At 65.4% G+C, this 15717-nt stretch carries 15 protein-coding genes; 9 read left to right on the forward strand and 6 right to left on the reverse strand.

Annotated elements, in window-relative coordinates; all coding sequences use genetic code 11:
* Positions 1 to 108: 108 nt before the first annotated feature.
* On the reverse strand, positions 109 to 471 hold the full coding sequence (locus tag SX243_19505; protein ID MDY7095169.1) for a hypothetical protein: 363 nt from the start codon (positions 469 to 471) through the stop codon (positions 109 to 111).
* A 361-nt stretch (positions 472 to 832) separates the two neighbouring features.
* Here SX243_19505 and SX243_19510 point away from each other — a divergent pair, with 361 nt between their 5' ends.
* From SX243_19510 to SX243_19525, 4 genes are all read left to right on the forward strand, one after another.
* The gene (locus SX243_19510) at positions 833 to 1669 is read left to right on the forward strand and encodes a nitrilase-related carbon-nitrogen hydrolase (protein MDY7095170.1); all 837 of its coding nucleotides are present in this window, start codon (positions 833 to 835) and stop codon (positions 1667 to 1669) included.
* A gap of 206 nt (positions 1670 to 1875) precedes the next feature.
* Positions 1876 to 2631 carry a hypothetical protein gene (locus SX243_19515; protein ID MDY7095171.1) on the forward strand — a complete coding sequence of 252 codons (756 nt, stop codon included), beginning with the start codon at positions 1876 to 1878 and terminating at the stop codon, positions 2629 to 2631.
* Positions 2632 to 2640: 9 nt separating this feature from the next.
* On the forward strand, positions 2641 to 4497 hold the full coding sequence (locus SX243_19520) for a Rieske 2Fe-2S domain-containing protein (protein MDY7095172.1): 1857 nt from the start codon (positions 2641 to 2643) through the stop codon (positions 4495 to 4497).
* A 76-nt stretch (positions 4498 to 4573) separates the two neighbouring features.
* Positions 4574 to 6187, forward strand: a complete 1614-nt coding sequence (locus SX243_19525) for a glutamate synthase-related protein (protein ID MDY7095173.1) — start codon at positions 4574 to 4576, stop codon at positions 6185 to 6187.
* A 64-nt stretch (positions 6188 to 6251) separates the two neighbouring features.
* On the opposite strand, the gene SX243_19530 is transcribed toward SX243_19525, so the two are convergent.
* Complete coding sequence (locus tag SX243_19530) at positions 6252 to 6911, reverse strand: NAD(P)-binding domain-containing protein (GenBank protein MDY7095174.1); 660 nt, start codon at positions 6909 to 6911, stop codon at positions 6252 to 6254.
* Between the two features lie 298 nt (positions 6912 to 7209).
* Positions 7210 to 8229, reverse strand: a complete 1020-nt coding sequence (locus SX243_19535) for an NAD-dependent epimerase/dehydratase family protein (protein MDY7095175.1) — start codon at positions 8227 to 8229, stop codon at positions 7210 to 7212.
* A gap of 270 nt (positions 8230 to 8499) precedes the next feature.
* Between SX243_19535 and kbl the strand changes: the two genes are divergently transcribed.
* Positions 8500 to 9741, forward strand: coding sequence for a glycine C-acetyltransferase (kbl, locus tag SX243_19540; protein MDY7095176.1), 1242 nt, complete (start codon positions 8500 to 8502; stop codon positions 9739 to 9741).
* A gap of 2 nt (positions 9742 to 9743) precedes the next feature.
* Here kbl and SX243_19545 read toward each other — a convergent pair whose 3' ends face one another.
* Complete coding sequence (locus SX243_19545) at positions 9744 to 10172, reverse strand: DUF6010 family protein (GenBank protein MDY7095177.1); 429 nt, start codon at positions 10170 to 10172, stop codon at positions 9744 to 9746.
* Between the two features lie 196 nt (positions 10173 to 10368).
* On the opposite strand from SX243_19545, the gene SX243_19550 reads away from it, so the two are divergent.
* From SX243_19550 to SX243_19560, 3 genes are all read left to right on the forward strand, one after another.
* Entirely contained in the window at positions 10369 to 10707 is a 339-nt protein-coding gene (locus SX243_19550) for a hypothetical protein (protein MDY7095178.1), read from the forward strand.
* Between the two features lie 426 nt (positions 10708 to 11133).
* The gene (locus SX243_19555; protein ID MDY7095179.1) at positions 11134 to 12345 is read left to right on the forward strand and encodes a hypothetical protein; all 1212 of its coding nucleotides are present in this window, start codon (positions 11134 to 11136) and stop codon (positions 12343 to 12345) included.
* 40 nt (positions 12346 to 12385) lie between these two features.
* Entirely contained in the window at positions 12386 to 12859 is a 474-nt protein-coding gene (locus SX243_19560) for a GNAT family N-acetyltransferase (GenBank protein MDY7095180.1), read from the forward strand.
* 21 nt (positions 12860 to 12880) lie between these two features.
* On the opposite strand, the gene SX243_19565 is transcribed toward SX243_19560, so the two are convergent.
* Both SX243_19565 and SX243_19570 read right to left on the reverse strand, forming a co-directional pair.
* Positions 12881 to 13795, reverse strand: a complete 915-nt coding sequence (locus SX243_19565; GenBank protein MDY7095181.1) for a glutaminase — start codon at positions 13793 to 13795, stop codon at positions 12881 to 12883.
* A 211-nt stretch (positions 13796 to 14006) separates the two neighbouring features.
* Positions 14007 to 14705: a hypothetical protein gene (locus tag SX243_19570; GenBank protein ID MDY7095182.1), complete on the reverse strand. Its 699-nt coding sequence runs from the start codon at positions 14703 to 14705 to the stop codon at positions 14007 to 14009.
* Positions 14706 to 15151: 446 nt separating this feature from the next.
* Here SX243_19570 and SX243_19575 point away from each other — a divergent pair, with 446 nt between their 5' ends.
* The gene (locus tag SX243_19575; protein ID MDY7095183.1) at positions 15152 to 15598 is read left to right on the forward strand and encodes a zf-TFIIB domain-containing protein; all 447 of its coding nucleotides are present in this window, start codon (positions 15152 to 15154) and stop codon (positions 15596 to 15598) included.
* The last annotated feature ends 119 nt before the right edge of the window (positions 15599 to 15717 follow it).

Below are 15717 nucleotides of genomic sequence, written 5' to 3' on the forward strand. Positions count from 1 at the left end.
GGGGCTTGGTGTGCGCTGGCGCTTGGGGAGGTTGGAGGCGGGGGCGGAGCATGTCTAGCTGAAGCCCCGCCCGGCGCTCCGAGGAGCGCTCGGGCGGAGAGGTAGGGCTTACCAGCAGATGTCGTGGCACCAGTAGTAGTTGCCCAGGCAGCAGTAGGTCTGGGGGCTCCAGGTGTAGTAGCAGCCGGTGGTGGGGTCGTCGAAGGTGTAGCAGGGGTTGTAGGGGCGCGGGCCGATGCCGCTGAACTCGTCGACGATGGCGAGGTCGATGGCCGAGGATCCGAGCACCGAGGCCAGCGTGCCGGTGGCGCCGCAGCCGGTGTTCGGGGTTGGGGTGACCGTCTGGGCTTCGGCGGCGGGCTGGGCCTCCGGAGCGGTCGTGGCGGGGGCCTCGGCGGTGGCGCTGACGGTCAAGGTCAGAGCCAGGATGAAGGCGACGAGCAGGGTGGGGATGGAACGGAAATGCTGCATGATCTCTCCTCTTTGGGGGCGTTGAGCCCTCTTTCGAGAAACAAGGGATGAAACGGACACCGTAGCTCTCCGCGAAATGGAGCTCGGTAGCCGAGAAGGCAAGCGACTCACTTCTGCCCTTCCGTTGATACCGAAAGGGAGGCGTGAGATCTTGCTTAGTGTCTCATATGCTGCCATTTTGCTGGTCGGGCATCGGGGAGGTTCGTCATCGGGGAGGCCCGTCATCGGGGAGGTTCCTGATCGCGGAGATTGGCCAGGGCGTGAGCCCCGGCGCCACCAGACCCGAACCGAGAGGTTAGACTGCTGCGGCCAGATCGGCGTCGCCAGATGGGCGATGCGACCCACCTTCGGAGGAGATCCCATGCGCCTAGCTCTCGCCCAGATCCGATCCACCGAGGATCCCGACTACAACCTTCGCCGGGCTCTGGAGTCCATGGAACGGGCTCGGGACGAGGGGGCCGATGCCGTCGCCTTTGCCGAGGTGGTGCTCAACCGCTTCTTTCCATGTCGCCGGGGTGATGCCTCGGCTGCTGCCCTGGCCCAGACCATTCCCGGTCCCATCACCGACGCCGTCGCCGCGCAGGCGAAGAAGCTCGGGCTGGTCACCATCTTCAACCTCTACGAGCGGGATGGCGACCGCTACTTCGACAGCTCGCCGGTCTTCGACGCCGATGGCTCGCTGCTGGGGGTCACCCGCATGATCCACATCACTGATTACCCGGGTTTTCACGAGCAGGACTACTACCACCCCGGGGACCGCGGCGCGCGGGTCTACCAGACCGCCGCCGGGCGGGTGGGGGTGGCCATCTGCTACGACCGCCACTATCCGGAGTACATGCGCGCGCTGGGGGTCGCCGGGGCGGAGTGGGTGGCGATTCCTCAGGCGGGGACCGTCGGCGAGTGGCCCGAAGGGCTCTACGAGGCGGAGGTGCAGACCGCCGCCTTCCAGAACGGCTACTTCGCGGCGCTGGTCAATCGGGTGGGGGACGAGGGAGAGCTGTGTTTCGCCGGGGAATCCTTCGCCGTCGACCCCGATGGCGGCTTTCTGGGGCGCGCCAAGAGCGGCGAGGAGGATCTGCTGGTGGTGGATCTGGATCTCACTCGCTGCTCCAAGAGCAACGCCCGCCAGCTCTTCTGGCGCCACCGCCGACCGGAGCTCTACGGGGAGTGGTTGGGGCTAGGGGATCCGGAGGAGTGAATGCGGTAGGCGAGGACGAATCTGCATCAGCGGCAATCCGATTCCCAGAGCTGCGCGGAGACTCCAGTGTTGCAACTCGGGATCTTCCCCGGAGCCGGTGTGGACTTGGGGGCGACGGCATCTTCCCGTAGAATTGCAGCAAGCCCTTTTGACTAAACCAAGATGTCGCCGATGGGTTCTCCTTCGCTGGCGACGGGTGCGGAGCCATGATCGAGCTTCTTCTACAAGGTGTCGGCGTCTACCTGGCCTTCGGCCTGCTCTTCGCCCTCGCTTGCCATATTTTCGGCCTGTCCAAGATCGATGCCGGGGTGAAGGGAGCGGGGCCGTGGTTTCGCCTGCTGGTGACTCCGGGGCTGGTGGCCCTGTGGCCCTGGATGCTGATCCTCTGGCGCCGCGGGGCGCGCGGAGAGGACGAGGACGACAGGGTAGAGCATCCGGTGCCGCCGGGCCGGTTGCGCGGCGGTCATCGCCGACTGGTGCTTCTGGTGCTCGCGGTGGTGCCGCTGCTGGCCGTTCTAGCGGTTGTGCTCCGGCCTTCGGAGACCCTTCCCACGGAAGCCGAGAGGGCATCGGAACGCCGGTTCCAGGACGAGCCCCGCGGAGAGATCCTGGCGCAGCTGGAGACTCCCTTCCGGTATCAGCCGATCCGGCTGCATCTGCGCGGTGAAGGCTCGCGGGTCTCCCAGCTGGAGCTGGTGGTGGCGGAGGATTTGGATCTGCCGGCGGTGGCGCTGTACTGGACCGCCGAGCCGCCGGAGCCGGTGGGCAGCACGGAAATGCCACCCGGGGCCGTCTATCTGGGGCCGGTGTTCGGACCGGCGGAGCTGCGCTACCGGCCGCCCAATGGCGATCAGGGCACCCTGTGGCTGTACACCCTGGGCCACGGCAAGACCCTCGGCCTGCACGTGTTGGGGGATGTGACGTTGGCCAGCGGCAGCGTTCCCGCCGAGAGTGAAGGCTGAGGAGGAACGATGTCCGTCAGTTACACCGGTGTTCAGTGGAACCGCCAGAAGCGCATCTACGACCTGTGGCTGGGCCTCTTGCTCCTGGTCACCGCCGGGGCCTACGTCGGCGTCAGCCTAGCGACTCATCCGCGCATCACCGCTGAGACCTTGATTCTGCGCAGCACCGCCCTGGTTGCCTTCGTGCTGCTCCACGTCATCCTGTGCATCGGTCCTCTGGCCCGTCTCGACCGCCGCTTTCTGCCGCTGCTCTACAACCGTCGTCATCTGGGCGTGGTGATGTTCTTCCTGGGGCTGATCCACGCCGCTCTGGCGGTCTTCCAATTCCACGGTCTCGGGGACGAGAACCCGCTGGTGAGCGTGTTCACCGCGTACCGCCGGGATTACACCGCCTGGCTCGGCGGCTTCGGCGAGCTGGTGCATTTTCCCTTCGAGATCTTTGGAGTCGGGGCCTTGGTGATCCTTTTCTTCATGGCCGCCACCAGTCACGACTTTTGGTTGCGCAACCTCGGGCCGTCGTTCTGGAAGAGCCTGCATCTGGCGGTGCTGGTGGCCTACGGGCTGCTGGTGCTGCACGTGGCCTACGGGGTGCTGCAGTCGGAGGTCAGTCCCCTCTACCCGATTCTGCTGGGGCTAGGCCTGGCGCTGGTGCTGGGGCTGCATCTGGTGGCGGGGTTGAAGGAAAGGGATCGGGACCGCCCCCGTCGCCACCCCGCCGAGGAAGGCTACGAGGCCGCCTGCCCGGTGGCCGAGCTGCAGGAAGGGGAGGGCAAGGTGGTTTTGGTCGGCGGCCAGCGGAGGGCGGTGTATCTCAACCACGGCAAGGTCTTCGCCCTGTCCAACGTCTGTCGGCATCAGGGCGGTCCTCTGGGCGAGGGACGCATCGTCGACGGGGTGATCACCTGCCCTTGGCACGGCTGGCAATATCGTCCGGAGGACGGCTGCAGTCCGCCGCCGTTCAGCGAGGTGGTGCCCACCTACCGGGTGCGGGTGGCGGACGGCACGGTGTGGATCCACCCCCAACCCAAGCCCCTGGCCAATCCCGGCTGCAAAGTGGACCTCAATCGCCTGGCGGCCCAGGGGGCTGCCATCGAGGAGGCGGTGTCCGGCGGTTCCAAGGGGGAGCGAGCCCCGTTCTACGTCGGCTATCTGCCCAAGGCTCCCGCCGGGCTGGCGCGCTTCGTCCGCGCCTGGGTGATCCTTCTGGCGGTGCTGCTGCCGGTGCTGGCGGCGGCGGTGGCCTGGGCCCAGGGGCGCTTCGAGGCGGGCACCTTCGAGTTCGGGGTCCAGCGGTCCTTCGAGGGCGTGCTCTACGAGACCCCGGTGCCCATGCTCCGACTCGGGGCTTTCGCCGGTGCCCAGGACTCGGCGGGGACCTCGGTGCTCTTGGTGGGCTCCGGCAAACAGGGGCTGCCGGACTTCGCCCGCGGCCACCACGGAGAGCGGGTGACCTTCGACGGCACCTTGATCTACCGCCGGGGTTTGGCGATGATCGAGATGAACGCGCCGGAGACCTTCTTCGTCGTCGGCTCCGCACCGGATCCGTCGCGGGTCGAGGGGCGGGGCGAGGTGGTGCTCACCGGTGAGCTGGTGGACACCAAATGCTTCAGTGGAGTGATGCGCCCCGCCACCGGCAAGGTCCACCGAGCCTGCGCCGTGCGCTGCTTGAGCGGCGGCATCCCGCCGGGGCTGCTGGTGCGCGGAGAGGACGGCAGCGGCACGGTCTTCGTGCTGGCGGGGGAGGGGAATGAGCCGTTGGACTTCGACGTCCAATGGGCGGCGCGGCGAGTGTGGGTGAAGGGGGAGCTGGAGATTTTCGACGGTGTACCGGTGGTGCGGGTCCGGGAGCTGCGGTTGGTGCGCTGATCGATCCAAGAGCCCGGACGGCCGGGGCCTTGGCGCTGACTTTGACCGTGAAATTCAAACAGAGTTGGGACGAACCATGGGCAAGCAATCGGTAGCGGTGTGGGACGAGCTGGAGGATCGGCAGCCGGCCTACGCGTTGGTGGCCAACGTCGATCTGGTGGTGGTGCGCTATGGAGAGGAAGTCTCGGTGCTCTTTGGCCGCTGCCTGCATCGTGGGGCTCTGCTCTCCGACGGTCATGTGGACGGTCACAACCTGATCTGCGGTGTCCACGGCTGGGACTATCGCTACGACACCGGCGTCAGCGAGTACAACAACGAAGAGGTGCTGCACAAATTCAGCGCCTGGCGCGAGGACGGCCGGGTGTGGGTGGACGAGGACGAGGTGGCGGCGTGGCACGACGAGCACCCTCAGGCCTACGACCGGGACGCCTACCAGGGCCTCTACGCCGATCTCCACGGCGCCCCGGAGGAGCCCCACAACCACTTCATCCAGGAGCTGGCGGCCCATGGTCTGGAGAAGGTAGGCCACCACGGTCCGGTCTCCGCCATGGGCGTGCCGCGGCAGGATCTACCCAGCTGGGACGATCTCCTCTTCGTTACCGCCCAGCTGGCCACCCTGCCGCAGCTGGACGATGTGGAAGTGGGTTCGGAGCTGGTCATCGGGCCGCGGGCGGCCAAGCCCCTGAAGCTCGACATTCCCCTCTTTGTCTCCGACATGAGCTTCGGCGCTCTCTCCGAGGAGGCCAAGATCGCCCTCGCCCGCGGCGCCGAGCTGGCGGGGACGGGGATTTGCTCCGGTGAGGGCGGCATGCTGCCGGAGGAGCAGGAGGCCAACAGCCGCTATTTCTACGAGCTGGCCTCGGCCCGTTTCGGCTTCAGCATGGACAAGGTGAAGCGCTGCCAGGCCTTCCATTTCAAGGGAGGGCAGGGCGCCAAGACCGGCACCGGCGGTCATCTGCCGGGGGAGAAGGTGCAGGGCAAGATCGCCGAGGTGCGGGAGCTGGAGCCCGGAACTCCGGCGGTTTCTCCGGCGCGCTTTCCGGAGTGGGAGCACGAGGATCAATTCCGGGAGTTCGCCGCCGAGGTCCGGGAGGCCACCGGCGGCATTCCCATCGGTTTCAAGCTCTCCGCCCAGCACGTGGAGGAGGACATCGAGGCCGCCCTGGGCATCGGCGTCGACTACATCATCCTCGACGGCCGCGGTGGCGGCACCGGAGCCGCGCCTTTGATCTTCCGGGACAATATCTCCGTCCCCACCCTGGCGGCCCTGGCCCGTGCCCGCCACTATCTGGATCATCGGGACCGCAAGGACGTCACCCTCATCGTCACCGGCGGTTTGCGCACGCCGGCGGATTTTGCCAAGGCAATGGCCCTGGGGGCCGACGGTGTCGCTCTTTCCAACTCGGCGATTCAGGCCATCGGCTGCCTGGGCATGCGCGCCTGCCATACCAACAATTGCCCGGTGGGCATCGCCACCCAGAAGCAAGAACTGCGGGACCGCCTGGACATCGCCATCGCCGCCAAGCGGCTGGAGCGCTTCTTCCACTCCTCGGTGGAGCTCATGTCGCTGCTGGCTCGCGCCTGCGGCCACACCCACCTGAACCAGCTCTCGTCCCGAGACCTGACCACCTGGAAGCGCGACATCGCCTACCTCACCGGTGTCAAATATGCCGGGGTGGTGCCGCTGTGATCAGAGCAGCTAAGAAGCCCTAGCGCCGGAGCAGCCCGAAGGCCCAAGGGTTGCGCCGGCCGCGTTAGCGCCGGAGCAGCCCAAAAGCAAAGTCCCTACCAAGGCCCCCGCCAGCCAGCTGGATCCACAGATAGGCCGAGAACTCCAGCAGCCGCGCGTTGTGCAGCGGCCCGGCGTCCACCGCCTCGAATCCCAGCGACTTGGCCAGCTCCAACACCATGGGCTTGTTTTCCGGATCATCCCCGGCCACCGGCAGGAAGGCCCGGCGGCCGTCGTAGACCGGATCTTTCATCACCTCCACTCCAACGGTGGCGAAGACCTTGAAGACGTGGGCACCGGGGGCCGCTTCGGCGATCTGCTCCGAGAGGGAACCACCGGCGTCGGTGAACCACTCCCAATCCCCGGAGGGCGAAGGGCCGAGGGGGTTGGTGGCGTCGAGGAGGACCTTGTCGGTGAGGTCACCGGCCTCCCGGACCACGTCCACCGCCACCTCGCCGCCCACCGCCAGCAACACCGCCGCCGCTCCCTGGGCCGCCTCGTGCACCGTCGCCACGGAGCCGCCGGCCTCCTCCGCCCGCTGCCGGTAACGCTCCGCCTGCGGATCCCGGACTCCGAAGACCACGGAGTGGCCGACCTCCACGAATCTCTTGCCCAAAGTGGTCCCCACGTTCCCGGCCCCCAGCACAGCGATCTTCATGGTCTGTTTTCTCCTCGAGATTTTCAGAGTTGTCGGTGGATCTCGACTCTATCCGAGAGGGCGGACCCACTTGTTGATGGTCCCGGTTTTCGGGCCTCTCCGAGAGTGGGACCCACTTGTTGATGGCCTGATTTTCAAGGGGTTCCAGAGGGTGGTACCCACTTGTTGGTTCTGTTGGCTGGTGGGGCCGGTGGAAGGGTTCCTGGTGGGCTGGCGCCCAGCCTACGATGGGTTCCAGAGGGTGGTACCCACTTGTTGATGGCCTGATTCTCCAGGGGTTTCCGGAGGTGGTACCCACTTGTTGGTGGCTTGTGGGTGGGGTGGCTTACGGCTGGTACTTGGCCCGGATCCCCGGCATCAGGTACTCGTCGAAGGCGCGGCCGAAGTCGTAGTCGGGGGACCAGGACCAGTCGCGGCGGGCGGGGGTGTCGTCAACGTCTGCGGGCCAGCTGTCGATGATGGCGGCGCGGGGCGGGTCGGGCTCGAAGGTGACCTGGGCGTCGGGGTAGGCCTGGAGGATGCGGTCGCGAATCTCGCCGGCGGTGGGGGAGAAGGCGGTGACGTTGTAGACCCGTTGGCCAAGCTTGTCACTGGGTGCGGCGGCGAGCTCCACCAGGGCCTTGATGGCGTCGGGCATGGCCATGAAGGGGATGCGCGCTCCCTCGTTGACGAAGCAGCGGTAGGGCTCTCCCTGGGCGGCGTGGTGGAGCATCTCCGGAGCGAAGTCGCTGGTGCCGCCGGAGGGCACGGTGACGGCGCTGATCAGCCCCGGGAAGCGCAGCGAGCGGAAATCTACGCCGCTGCCGTTGCGGTGGGCGGCGAGCTGGCGGTAGTGGTCCGAATAATAGCGGCCGATCTGCTCACAGTAGAGCTTGTTGCAGCCATACATGGTCACCGGCATATTGAAGTCCTCTTCCGTCACCGCTCCGGCGGCGGTCTTGGTGGCGCGGTCCGGCAGGCCGTAGGCGGCGATGGAGCTAGGGAAGAGGAAGGTCACCGGGTTACCGTGCCAACGGCTTTGGTCGGCGGCCAGCTGCAGCAGATTGAGGGTGCCGTTGACGTTGACCTTGTGGGCGGTCTGGGGGGTGTATTCGGCGCGGGTGGAGAGCAGCGCGGCGAGGTGAAAGATGGTGTGGATCTCGTACTCCGAAACCAGCCGGCTGAGCAGCCGCTCGTCCAGAATGTCGCCGGCGATGGCGGTGGCGCAATGAGCTTTGAGCTCGTCGTCCAGCTCGTGAAGGTCCAGCGCTACCACGGCCTGGTCGCCGCGCTGGCCGAAGTGCTGGATCAGGCCGTGGCCGATTTCGCCGTTGGCGCCGGTGATCAAAGTGACGGGCTTTCTCATCGACCGAGTCCTTCCTGATGACGCGGTGGCGCCGCGCTTTGCTTTGCGCTCGCCGCGGTGGCCAGCTGTCTGAACGATTCGTTAGCGGTGAGACCCTGGGGCGGCGCCGGCGGAGGCGCTACAATCCAGAGGTCGACGGAAAGTGTCCGTCAGATCCAGAGTGTCCGTCAATTCAGGCGTGTCCGTCAATTCATTGGCGCAATGCAACCGCCCCGCGGCGCGGAGCTTCTCCCGCCGGCTCGGCGGGTTTCGATATCAGGAGGTAGGGTCATGTACGGGAGCTTCAAAGATCATCTTCGCCGCGAGCTCGACGACATTCGCGAGGCCGGGCTGTTCAAGGAAGAGCGCATCATTGTCTCGCCCCAGAGCGCCGACATCGACGTGGTGTACCCCGAGGGCAAGCCGCCCCAGGAGGTGCTCAACTTCTGCGCCAACAATTACCTCGGCCTGTCGAGCCACCCCGAGCTGCTGGAGGCCGCCCACGAAGGCCTGCGCCGGCGGGGTTACGGCCTGTCTAGCGTGCGCTTCATCTGCGGCACCCAGGATCTGCACAAGGAGCTCGAGGCCAAGGTGTCGGAGTTTCTAGGTACCGACGATTCCATCCTCTACGCTGCGGCCTTCGACGCCAACGGCGGCCTCTTCGAGCCCCTCCTGGGCCCCGAGGACGCCATCCTCACCGACGCCCTCAACCACGCCTCCATCATCGACGGCATTCGTCTGTGCAAGGCCAAGCGCTACATCTACAAGACCAACGACATGGCGGATCTGGAAGCCAAGCTGCAGGAGGCCTCCGACGCCCGCTTCCGCATGATCGCCACCGACGGCGTGTTCTCCATGGACGGCACCATCGCCCAGGTGGACCGCATCTGCGATCTGGCGGAGAAATACGACGCGCTGGTGATGGTGGACGATTGCCACGCCACCGGCTTCCTGGGCAAGACCGGTCGCGGCAGCCACGAGTACCGCGACGCCATGGGGCGGGTGGACGTCATCACCACCACCTTCGGCAAGGCCCTGGGCGGCGCCTCCGGCGGCTGCACCTCCGGACGCCAGGAGATCATCGACCTGCTGCGCCAGCGCTCCCGCCCCTACCTCTTCTCCAACACCGTGCCGCCGGTGGTGGTGTCGGCGACCTTGAAGGGATTGGAGCTCCTCTCCGCCTCCACCGAGCTGCGGGACAAGCTGGAGGACAACACCCGCCGCTTCCGCAGCGAGATGACCTCCGCTGGCTTCACCATCCCCGACGGCGATCACCCCATCGTGCCCATCATGCTGTTCAACGCCAAGCTGGCTCAGGACTTCGCCCGGGACCTCTACTTCGAGGGCATCTACGTCATCGGTTTCTTCTATCCGGTGGTGCCCAAGGGCCAAGCGCGGATCCGCGTCCAGCTCTCCGCCGGCCACGAGCCGGAGCACCTGGATCGAGCCCTGGAGGCCTTCCGCAAGATCGGCGCAAAATACGGCATCCTGGGCAAGAGCCGCGAGGAGATCATCGCGCAGTACGGGGAGTAGGCTCAGCTCGCCTCTCGGGCACTCCGAGCCAACGCCTTGCGCTGGGTGACGATCCACGCCGCCACCAGCAGGTCGAAGCTCAGGCAGGCGAGCACGTACCAGGTCGGCGTGTAGACGGCGCCGGCGCCGTGGAGGTGGAGCAGGCCGTCCCACAGGCTGTGGAGTCCCCACCCGAAGGCCAGCCAGAGCACCGAATGCCTCCAGCCGAGCCAGGCCAACAGGCCGAAGAGGGCGACTCCTGAGAGTTCCAGGAGCAGCCATGGCCCGCCCGGTCCCAGCGCTCCGAAGCCGCCGTAGATCAGCGCTGCCACCAGCAGTCCCACCGCCAGCACCCGTCGCTGGCCGGTGGGGTCGCTGCTCCGCGCCCAGGTGAGAAAGACCAGGCCTCCGAACAGGCCGAGAAAGAGCCAGAGGATGGGGTGCTGGGTCATGCCCGGGGAGCCGAGAGGCTGGTCGAAGAAGGCTGTTTGGCGACTCCCGGCCGCGGGAAGCTTGCCGCAAGGCACATGCTAAAGTTCTCCATTATTCATTGCGCTTCGAAGGATTCCGCGATGAGCCGCGGATTCGTCTGAAGCCTATCCGATGAGGGCCTCGCCTTCAGCAGGCCCGAGTATGAGGAGACTCACCATGAGATTGTCGATCTACCTTCTGTCCGCCACCGTCGCTTTCTTCTGCTTGGCGGGAATCGCCCAAGCCGAGGAGCCTGCGGTTGCCACTCCTGCAGTGGACGCTGGGCTTTCGGGGGCTGTAGATTTTCTGCCCGCTCCGGAGTTTCTGAACGCTCCCAGCGATTCGGCGAAGAATCCCGGCACTGAGAGCGCTTGCTCCGCCAGCACCACCTGCCCCGGCTCCGTACGGTTGGGCATCGCCCCATACCAGCTGAGCTGCGAGGGCGACTATGAGTGCTACTCCGTTCCGGGGGAGTATGTCTACTGCGACGGCTTCGGGACCTTGTGCTTCCCCTGACCTGAACCCCGCTCAGCGACTGCAGCAGCAAGCCCCGGCGGCCTCGGCTCGTCGGGGCTTCTTCATGCGAGCGGTTTCTGTTTTTTCATCCTCCGCGGGAGGCAAGCCCAGCCTCCCCGAGGACGCCCTTGGCTGGCGGTGCCTCGACGATCGGCTGTAGGTCTCGGAATTGACGCCTTCCGGAGGGGGCGATTATGATCTGGTCATAGAATCAGTTGCGTAGATTCCGAAAACCGAGACGGGCGGTTCGCAGGAGGCTTGGAGGCGTCCTATTGGGGGCTCTATTGAGGGGCCCTTGCTGGCCAGCGTGTCTCGCCGTGGTGGATCGGGCTCTGGTACCGCGTTCTCGTCAACCGGTAGTGGCCTCTTCAGGCGGCAGCTGGGGGCGTTGGGGGGTTCCAAGGACCTGAACCGGAGGAGGAAGAGATGGCCCAACGAATGTGTCTGGTCGTGCTGGCTTGTCTGGCGGTTGTGGGATTGTGGACCTTCACCGTGCCCATGTTCGCTGGCGAGGGCCATGGAGGGGAGCGGGCCGGGGTCGTCGTCGGGGTGCCGGCGCAGCCGGGGCCGGTGGATGGGACGGACCAAGATTCCGACGAGTTCATCTGGCGCCTGTTCACTCAGTTCACGGCACCGGCCATCGAATCGAAGGCCTCGCCGGTGATCTTCGAGACCTGGGCTTCCGATGCGGATACCTTCTCCGTCAATCCGAAATGGCCGGAGCCCGACGCTCCGAAGAAATTTCAGGTCAGCGTGCTGGCGGCTCAAACGAACCCCGGTCACGGTTGGATCGACGTCCCCTGCAACCCGCCACCGGGAGCCGCGGTGGGAGGGTTCCCGACCAGCGGGGATCCCAAGGTCCAGTGCATCGCCGAAGAGACCAAGCGCAACCGGCCTCAATTCGACTACATCGTCGCCAACCATCTCAACACTCAAGCGGGCCTGAAGAAGGCCTACGCGAAGTCCTTCAACGTCGCCATGCCCACCACGGCCACCTCGGTCAAGGGCGATTGGGTGCCGGTGAAAGGTCTAATGGAATGGATCCCGTCGCTGGGAAGTGTCGAGAACGTCCGCAAGCTCTACTACACCAACACCTCGGAAGGGGTGGAGTACGCGCTGGTGTCTCTGCACGTCAGCAGCCGCCAGAATCCGAAGTGGGTCTGGGGAAGCTTCGAGCACCAGATGAATCCCGGCCGCTGCGACTACATCGGCTGTTTTGACAGCTTCGGGGCCGCCATCCCCGCAGTTCCGCCCAATCTCAGCGATTACAACTCCCAATACGGCCCCTGCTCGAAGACGGAGAAGCTGAGGGCGCTGATGGATCAAGCGAATCTCTCCCCGGTTTGGGAGAATTACTGCATGAAGGCCACCATGGTGGACTTCACCGCCTCCGACGGCACTCCCTACGTGCTCGGCAATTCGGTGATCGAGGGCATTACCGGCAACGGCACCGTGGCCGCTTCCTCCTGCATCTCCTGCCACAACTACGCTTCCTTCGGCAGCGACGGCAAGCCGACGGCGGCGGCTACCAACATCCTCCCGTTCAACCCCACCGGACAGCCCATCCCCGGGGTGCTGAACGGCTCGTTGAAGTTCGACTTCATGTGGGGCGTCCTGCTGGCGCCGGCGGGGGAGTGAGCGGGGCCGCCGCCTCTCTCGTCAGAGAGGTTCCCCTCCGATGATTCCTCCCGTGGAGGAGCTTGGCCGGAGCCTCCAGCTCGTGGGTCCGGTGATCGGTCCTCTCACCCCCGACTTGGTGGAGGAGGCCGCAGCTCTCCACGAAGCCGAAAATCAGCGGCCGGCCCATCGGGAGACCCTGCGGCGGTGTATCGCCGAATACCCGAGTGCCGTCGCGGTAGATCACGGGCGGGTCGTCGGCTTTGTCTACTCGGATCGTTTCGCCCCGGACCTGCTGGTTCTCAACAACCTCCTGGTCGCCGCCGCCTACCGCGGGCAGGGGGTGGGAGCCCGCTTGCTGGAGTATGTCGAGAAGACCGCGGGCCCACCCTGGCGCTCGATTCTCCTCAGCAACTCCGAGCTATGGCCCCATCCCCCTCGCCGGAGCCCACTGGAGTTCTACCGCAAGCGTGGATACCGAGAGATCTGGACGACCCAGAGCACCACCGTGATGGTCAAGGATCTGGGGGCTTGAGGGTGTCTGGGGGCGCAGGCCTCAGAAGATCGACTCCCCGGTCAGCGTCGTGAAGAGCTCCAGCGCCCGCGTGCCGGCCAGCGAGTTGCCATGGCGGTCGAGGCCCGGCGACCACACGCAGACGCTGAAGGCCCCCGGCAGCACCGCCACGATGCCGCCGCCGACGCCGCTCTTGGCCGGTAGCCCCACGCGATACGCGAAGTCGCCGGCGGCGTCGTAGACCCCGCAGGTCAGCATCAGCGAATTGATGTACTTCGCCTGATTGGGTGTCGTCACCGCCTCGGCGCCGGCCAGTGTGCGGCCGCTGTTGGCGAGGAAGAGGGCGGCCTGGGCGATTTCGCTGCAGCTCATGGACAGCGAGCAGTGGTGGAAGTAGAGGTCGAGCACCGCCGCCGGATCGTTGTGCAGGTTGCCGAAGCTCTTGAGAAAGTGGGCCAGCGCAGCATTGCGATGCCCCGTGCGCTGCTCCGAGGCCGCGACCTCTTCGTCGTAGCCGATTTCCCCGCAGCCGCAGAGGCCGCCCACGTAGTCGAGGATCTCGGCCCCGGGATCGTCGAGATGGGAGAGCAGACAATCCGTGACTACCAGCGCCCCGGCGTTGAGGAAGGGGTTGCGGGGAATCCCGTTCTCGGTCTCCAGCTGGATCAGCGAGTTGAAGGCGGTGCCGGAGGGCTCCCTCCCGACGCGCTTCCACAACCCATCGCCCTCCAGCCGCATCGCAAGCGCCAGCGTGAACACCTTCGAGATGCTCTGCACCGAGAACCGCTCCTCCGCATCCCCCTCCCGGTACAGGTCTCCGCCCACCGTCCACACCGCCATCCCGAAGCGCTCTTGCGGGATCCCCGCCAGCTCCGGAATGTAATCGGCGACCTGGCCTTGATCGAGGAGAGGGCGGACCTCTTCGGCGATCTGTTTGAGAATGGGTTGATAGCTCATGGCGATTTTCCTGGGAGTGGGCTGAGGTTGGTCGCCGTAGCTTAGCAACCCGTGGTGAAAATCGAGTCGCGCTGCGAGCGGCCCTTTACCGCCGGATCGACGTTCGAAAACGTCGCCGATCTCGCATCGCCTGCGGTTTTCCGGCCTTGATTCGACGGAAAAGCTCTCGCTGGCGTCTGACTTTCACCACGGGTTGCTGGGTACTCGAGATTCAGCGCACCGTGATGATCGCCCGGCGCAGGCCGCAGCCGGTGCGGGTAGTGTTCTGAGCGTTCACCGGCCTGATGACTCGGTTGAGACCCACGTAGAGGGTACGATCCCCCGGAGCCGGCGGTAGGAAGAAGAGCCGTTGTCGGAACGACTCGGAGAAGCTGTAGGGCTGCCCCCAGCTGACGAATTGATCCTTTACTACGGCCCGCAGCGCTCCGTCCTCGAGGACGAGCCGTTGGTTGATGCGGTTCTCGACGGGTGGATCGTTGGTCGCTTCAAAGAGCGTGAGCTCGTCGTCCAGCACCTGCAGCTCGGCGTTTTGATTGATGGGAGGACTGTCAAAATCTCCCCCCCAGCCGTCGTTGCTGGCGGAATCACCGAAGTTCAGGGTCCACCCCTCCGGCACCCCCTCGTATTCGACCCACACTGCCGCCTCCGTGCACTCCTCGGGAACCGAGATCGTCACCACCGCCGCATGCCAGCACGAGGTGTCGCACTCCGGATTGAAGCGGGTTTCGACGACCGGATCGATTTGCACATGCGGGTAGACCGCTGAATTGGGACAGATGAACGTTCCCTGAACCAGGTCGACGTAACACAGGAACGGGGTGCAGCCCTCCGACGCTTCGATTGGAGGCGAGAAAGCTGACCAGGCCGACAAGGCCAGGGCGAGAGACAGTACGAGACGAAGAACTTTCATGACGGATTCCTTCCAGTGGTGCTGTTCGATGTTCGGCTGCAGGCTGATAGCCTCGCCGCACGTCTTCGTTCAGAGCCACCGATGTCCAGTGCCCTCGCCGTACAGATGCGACTTCCGCGCCGCCTAAGAAATCATCCAAGAAAAACCGCGTCCGTTGCCCGACCCCTGCGAACCCACGAGTTGCGTAGCGGCCGGTCCCGGTGACGGTCGAAGCTTCTCTATAGACCAATCCGATTCGGGCAAAGAAGGGTGCAGCGGCGGGTAGAAATTCTTCTTGGCGCTTGAGCCGGCGCCATCCGAGGGGCTCGTATTGCTTGGGCGAGCTCGAGATTTCTTCGGGTCTAGGAAGGAGGAACCCATGGCCTATCATCAGGAGATGAACCAGCGACAAGTCTAGAGTTTGGTCCGGTTGAACGAGGAATGGTCAGCGCCAGGAGGTCTGAGTGATGCTCTGTCCCAAATGCAACGAGAATATGGTCTTGGAGACCATCAAGGGTTTTGAGGTCGAGCAGTGTCCCCAGTGCAAGGGCCATTGGCTGGATCGGGTGACGGTCTCCGGGATTCTCGATCAAACCGGCTCGCCCTTCGCGGCAGCTGCCTTTGAAACGAGCCTTTCTCAACTCGCCCGACGGGACACCGACCTGGCCTGTCCTCATTGCGAAGAAGGGCACCTGGCTTGTGCCGAGCTCCAAGGTGTGGGAGTCGAGATTTGTGCCACCTGCTTGGGCATCTTCTTCGATCTCGGTGAGGTCGGAGCCGTTCGCGCAGTCGGGGCCGACCGCAGTTGGGACACCCTCAGGAAAGATGCTTTCGGCACTGCGGGTGAGCTCGCGACCAACCCTGAGGTAATTCTCGAGATCTTGCTCCGCATTGTGGTGGCTGCCCTCAGGTAGTTGGAGGCCCGGTTTTCTCGATGGGTTGCTAGCCTGAGATCCGACCGTCGAAGTGGTGGGCTGGCGCCCACCCTACAACTGGCTGATGCGCCTCCTGGAGTAGGGTGGGCGCCAGCCCA

Source organism: Acidobacteriota bacterium (genome assembly GCA_034211275.1).
Lineage (GTDB): Bacteria > Acidobacteriota > Thermoanaerobaculia > Multivoradales > JAHZIX01 > JAGQSE01.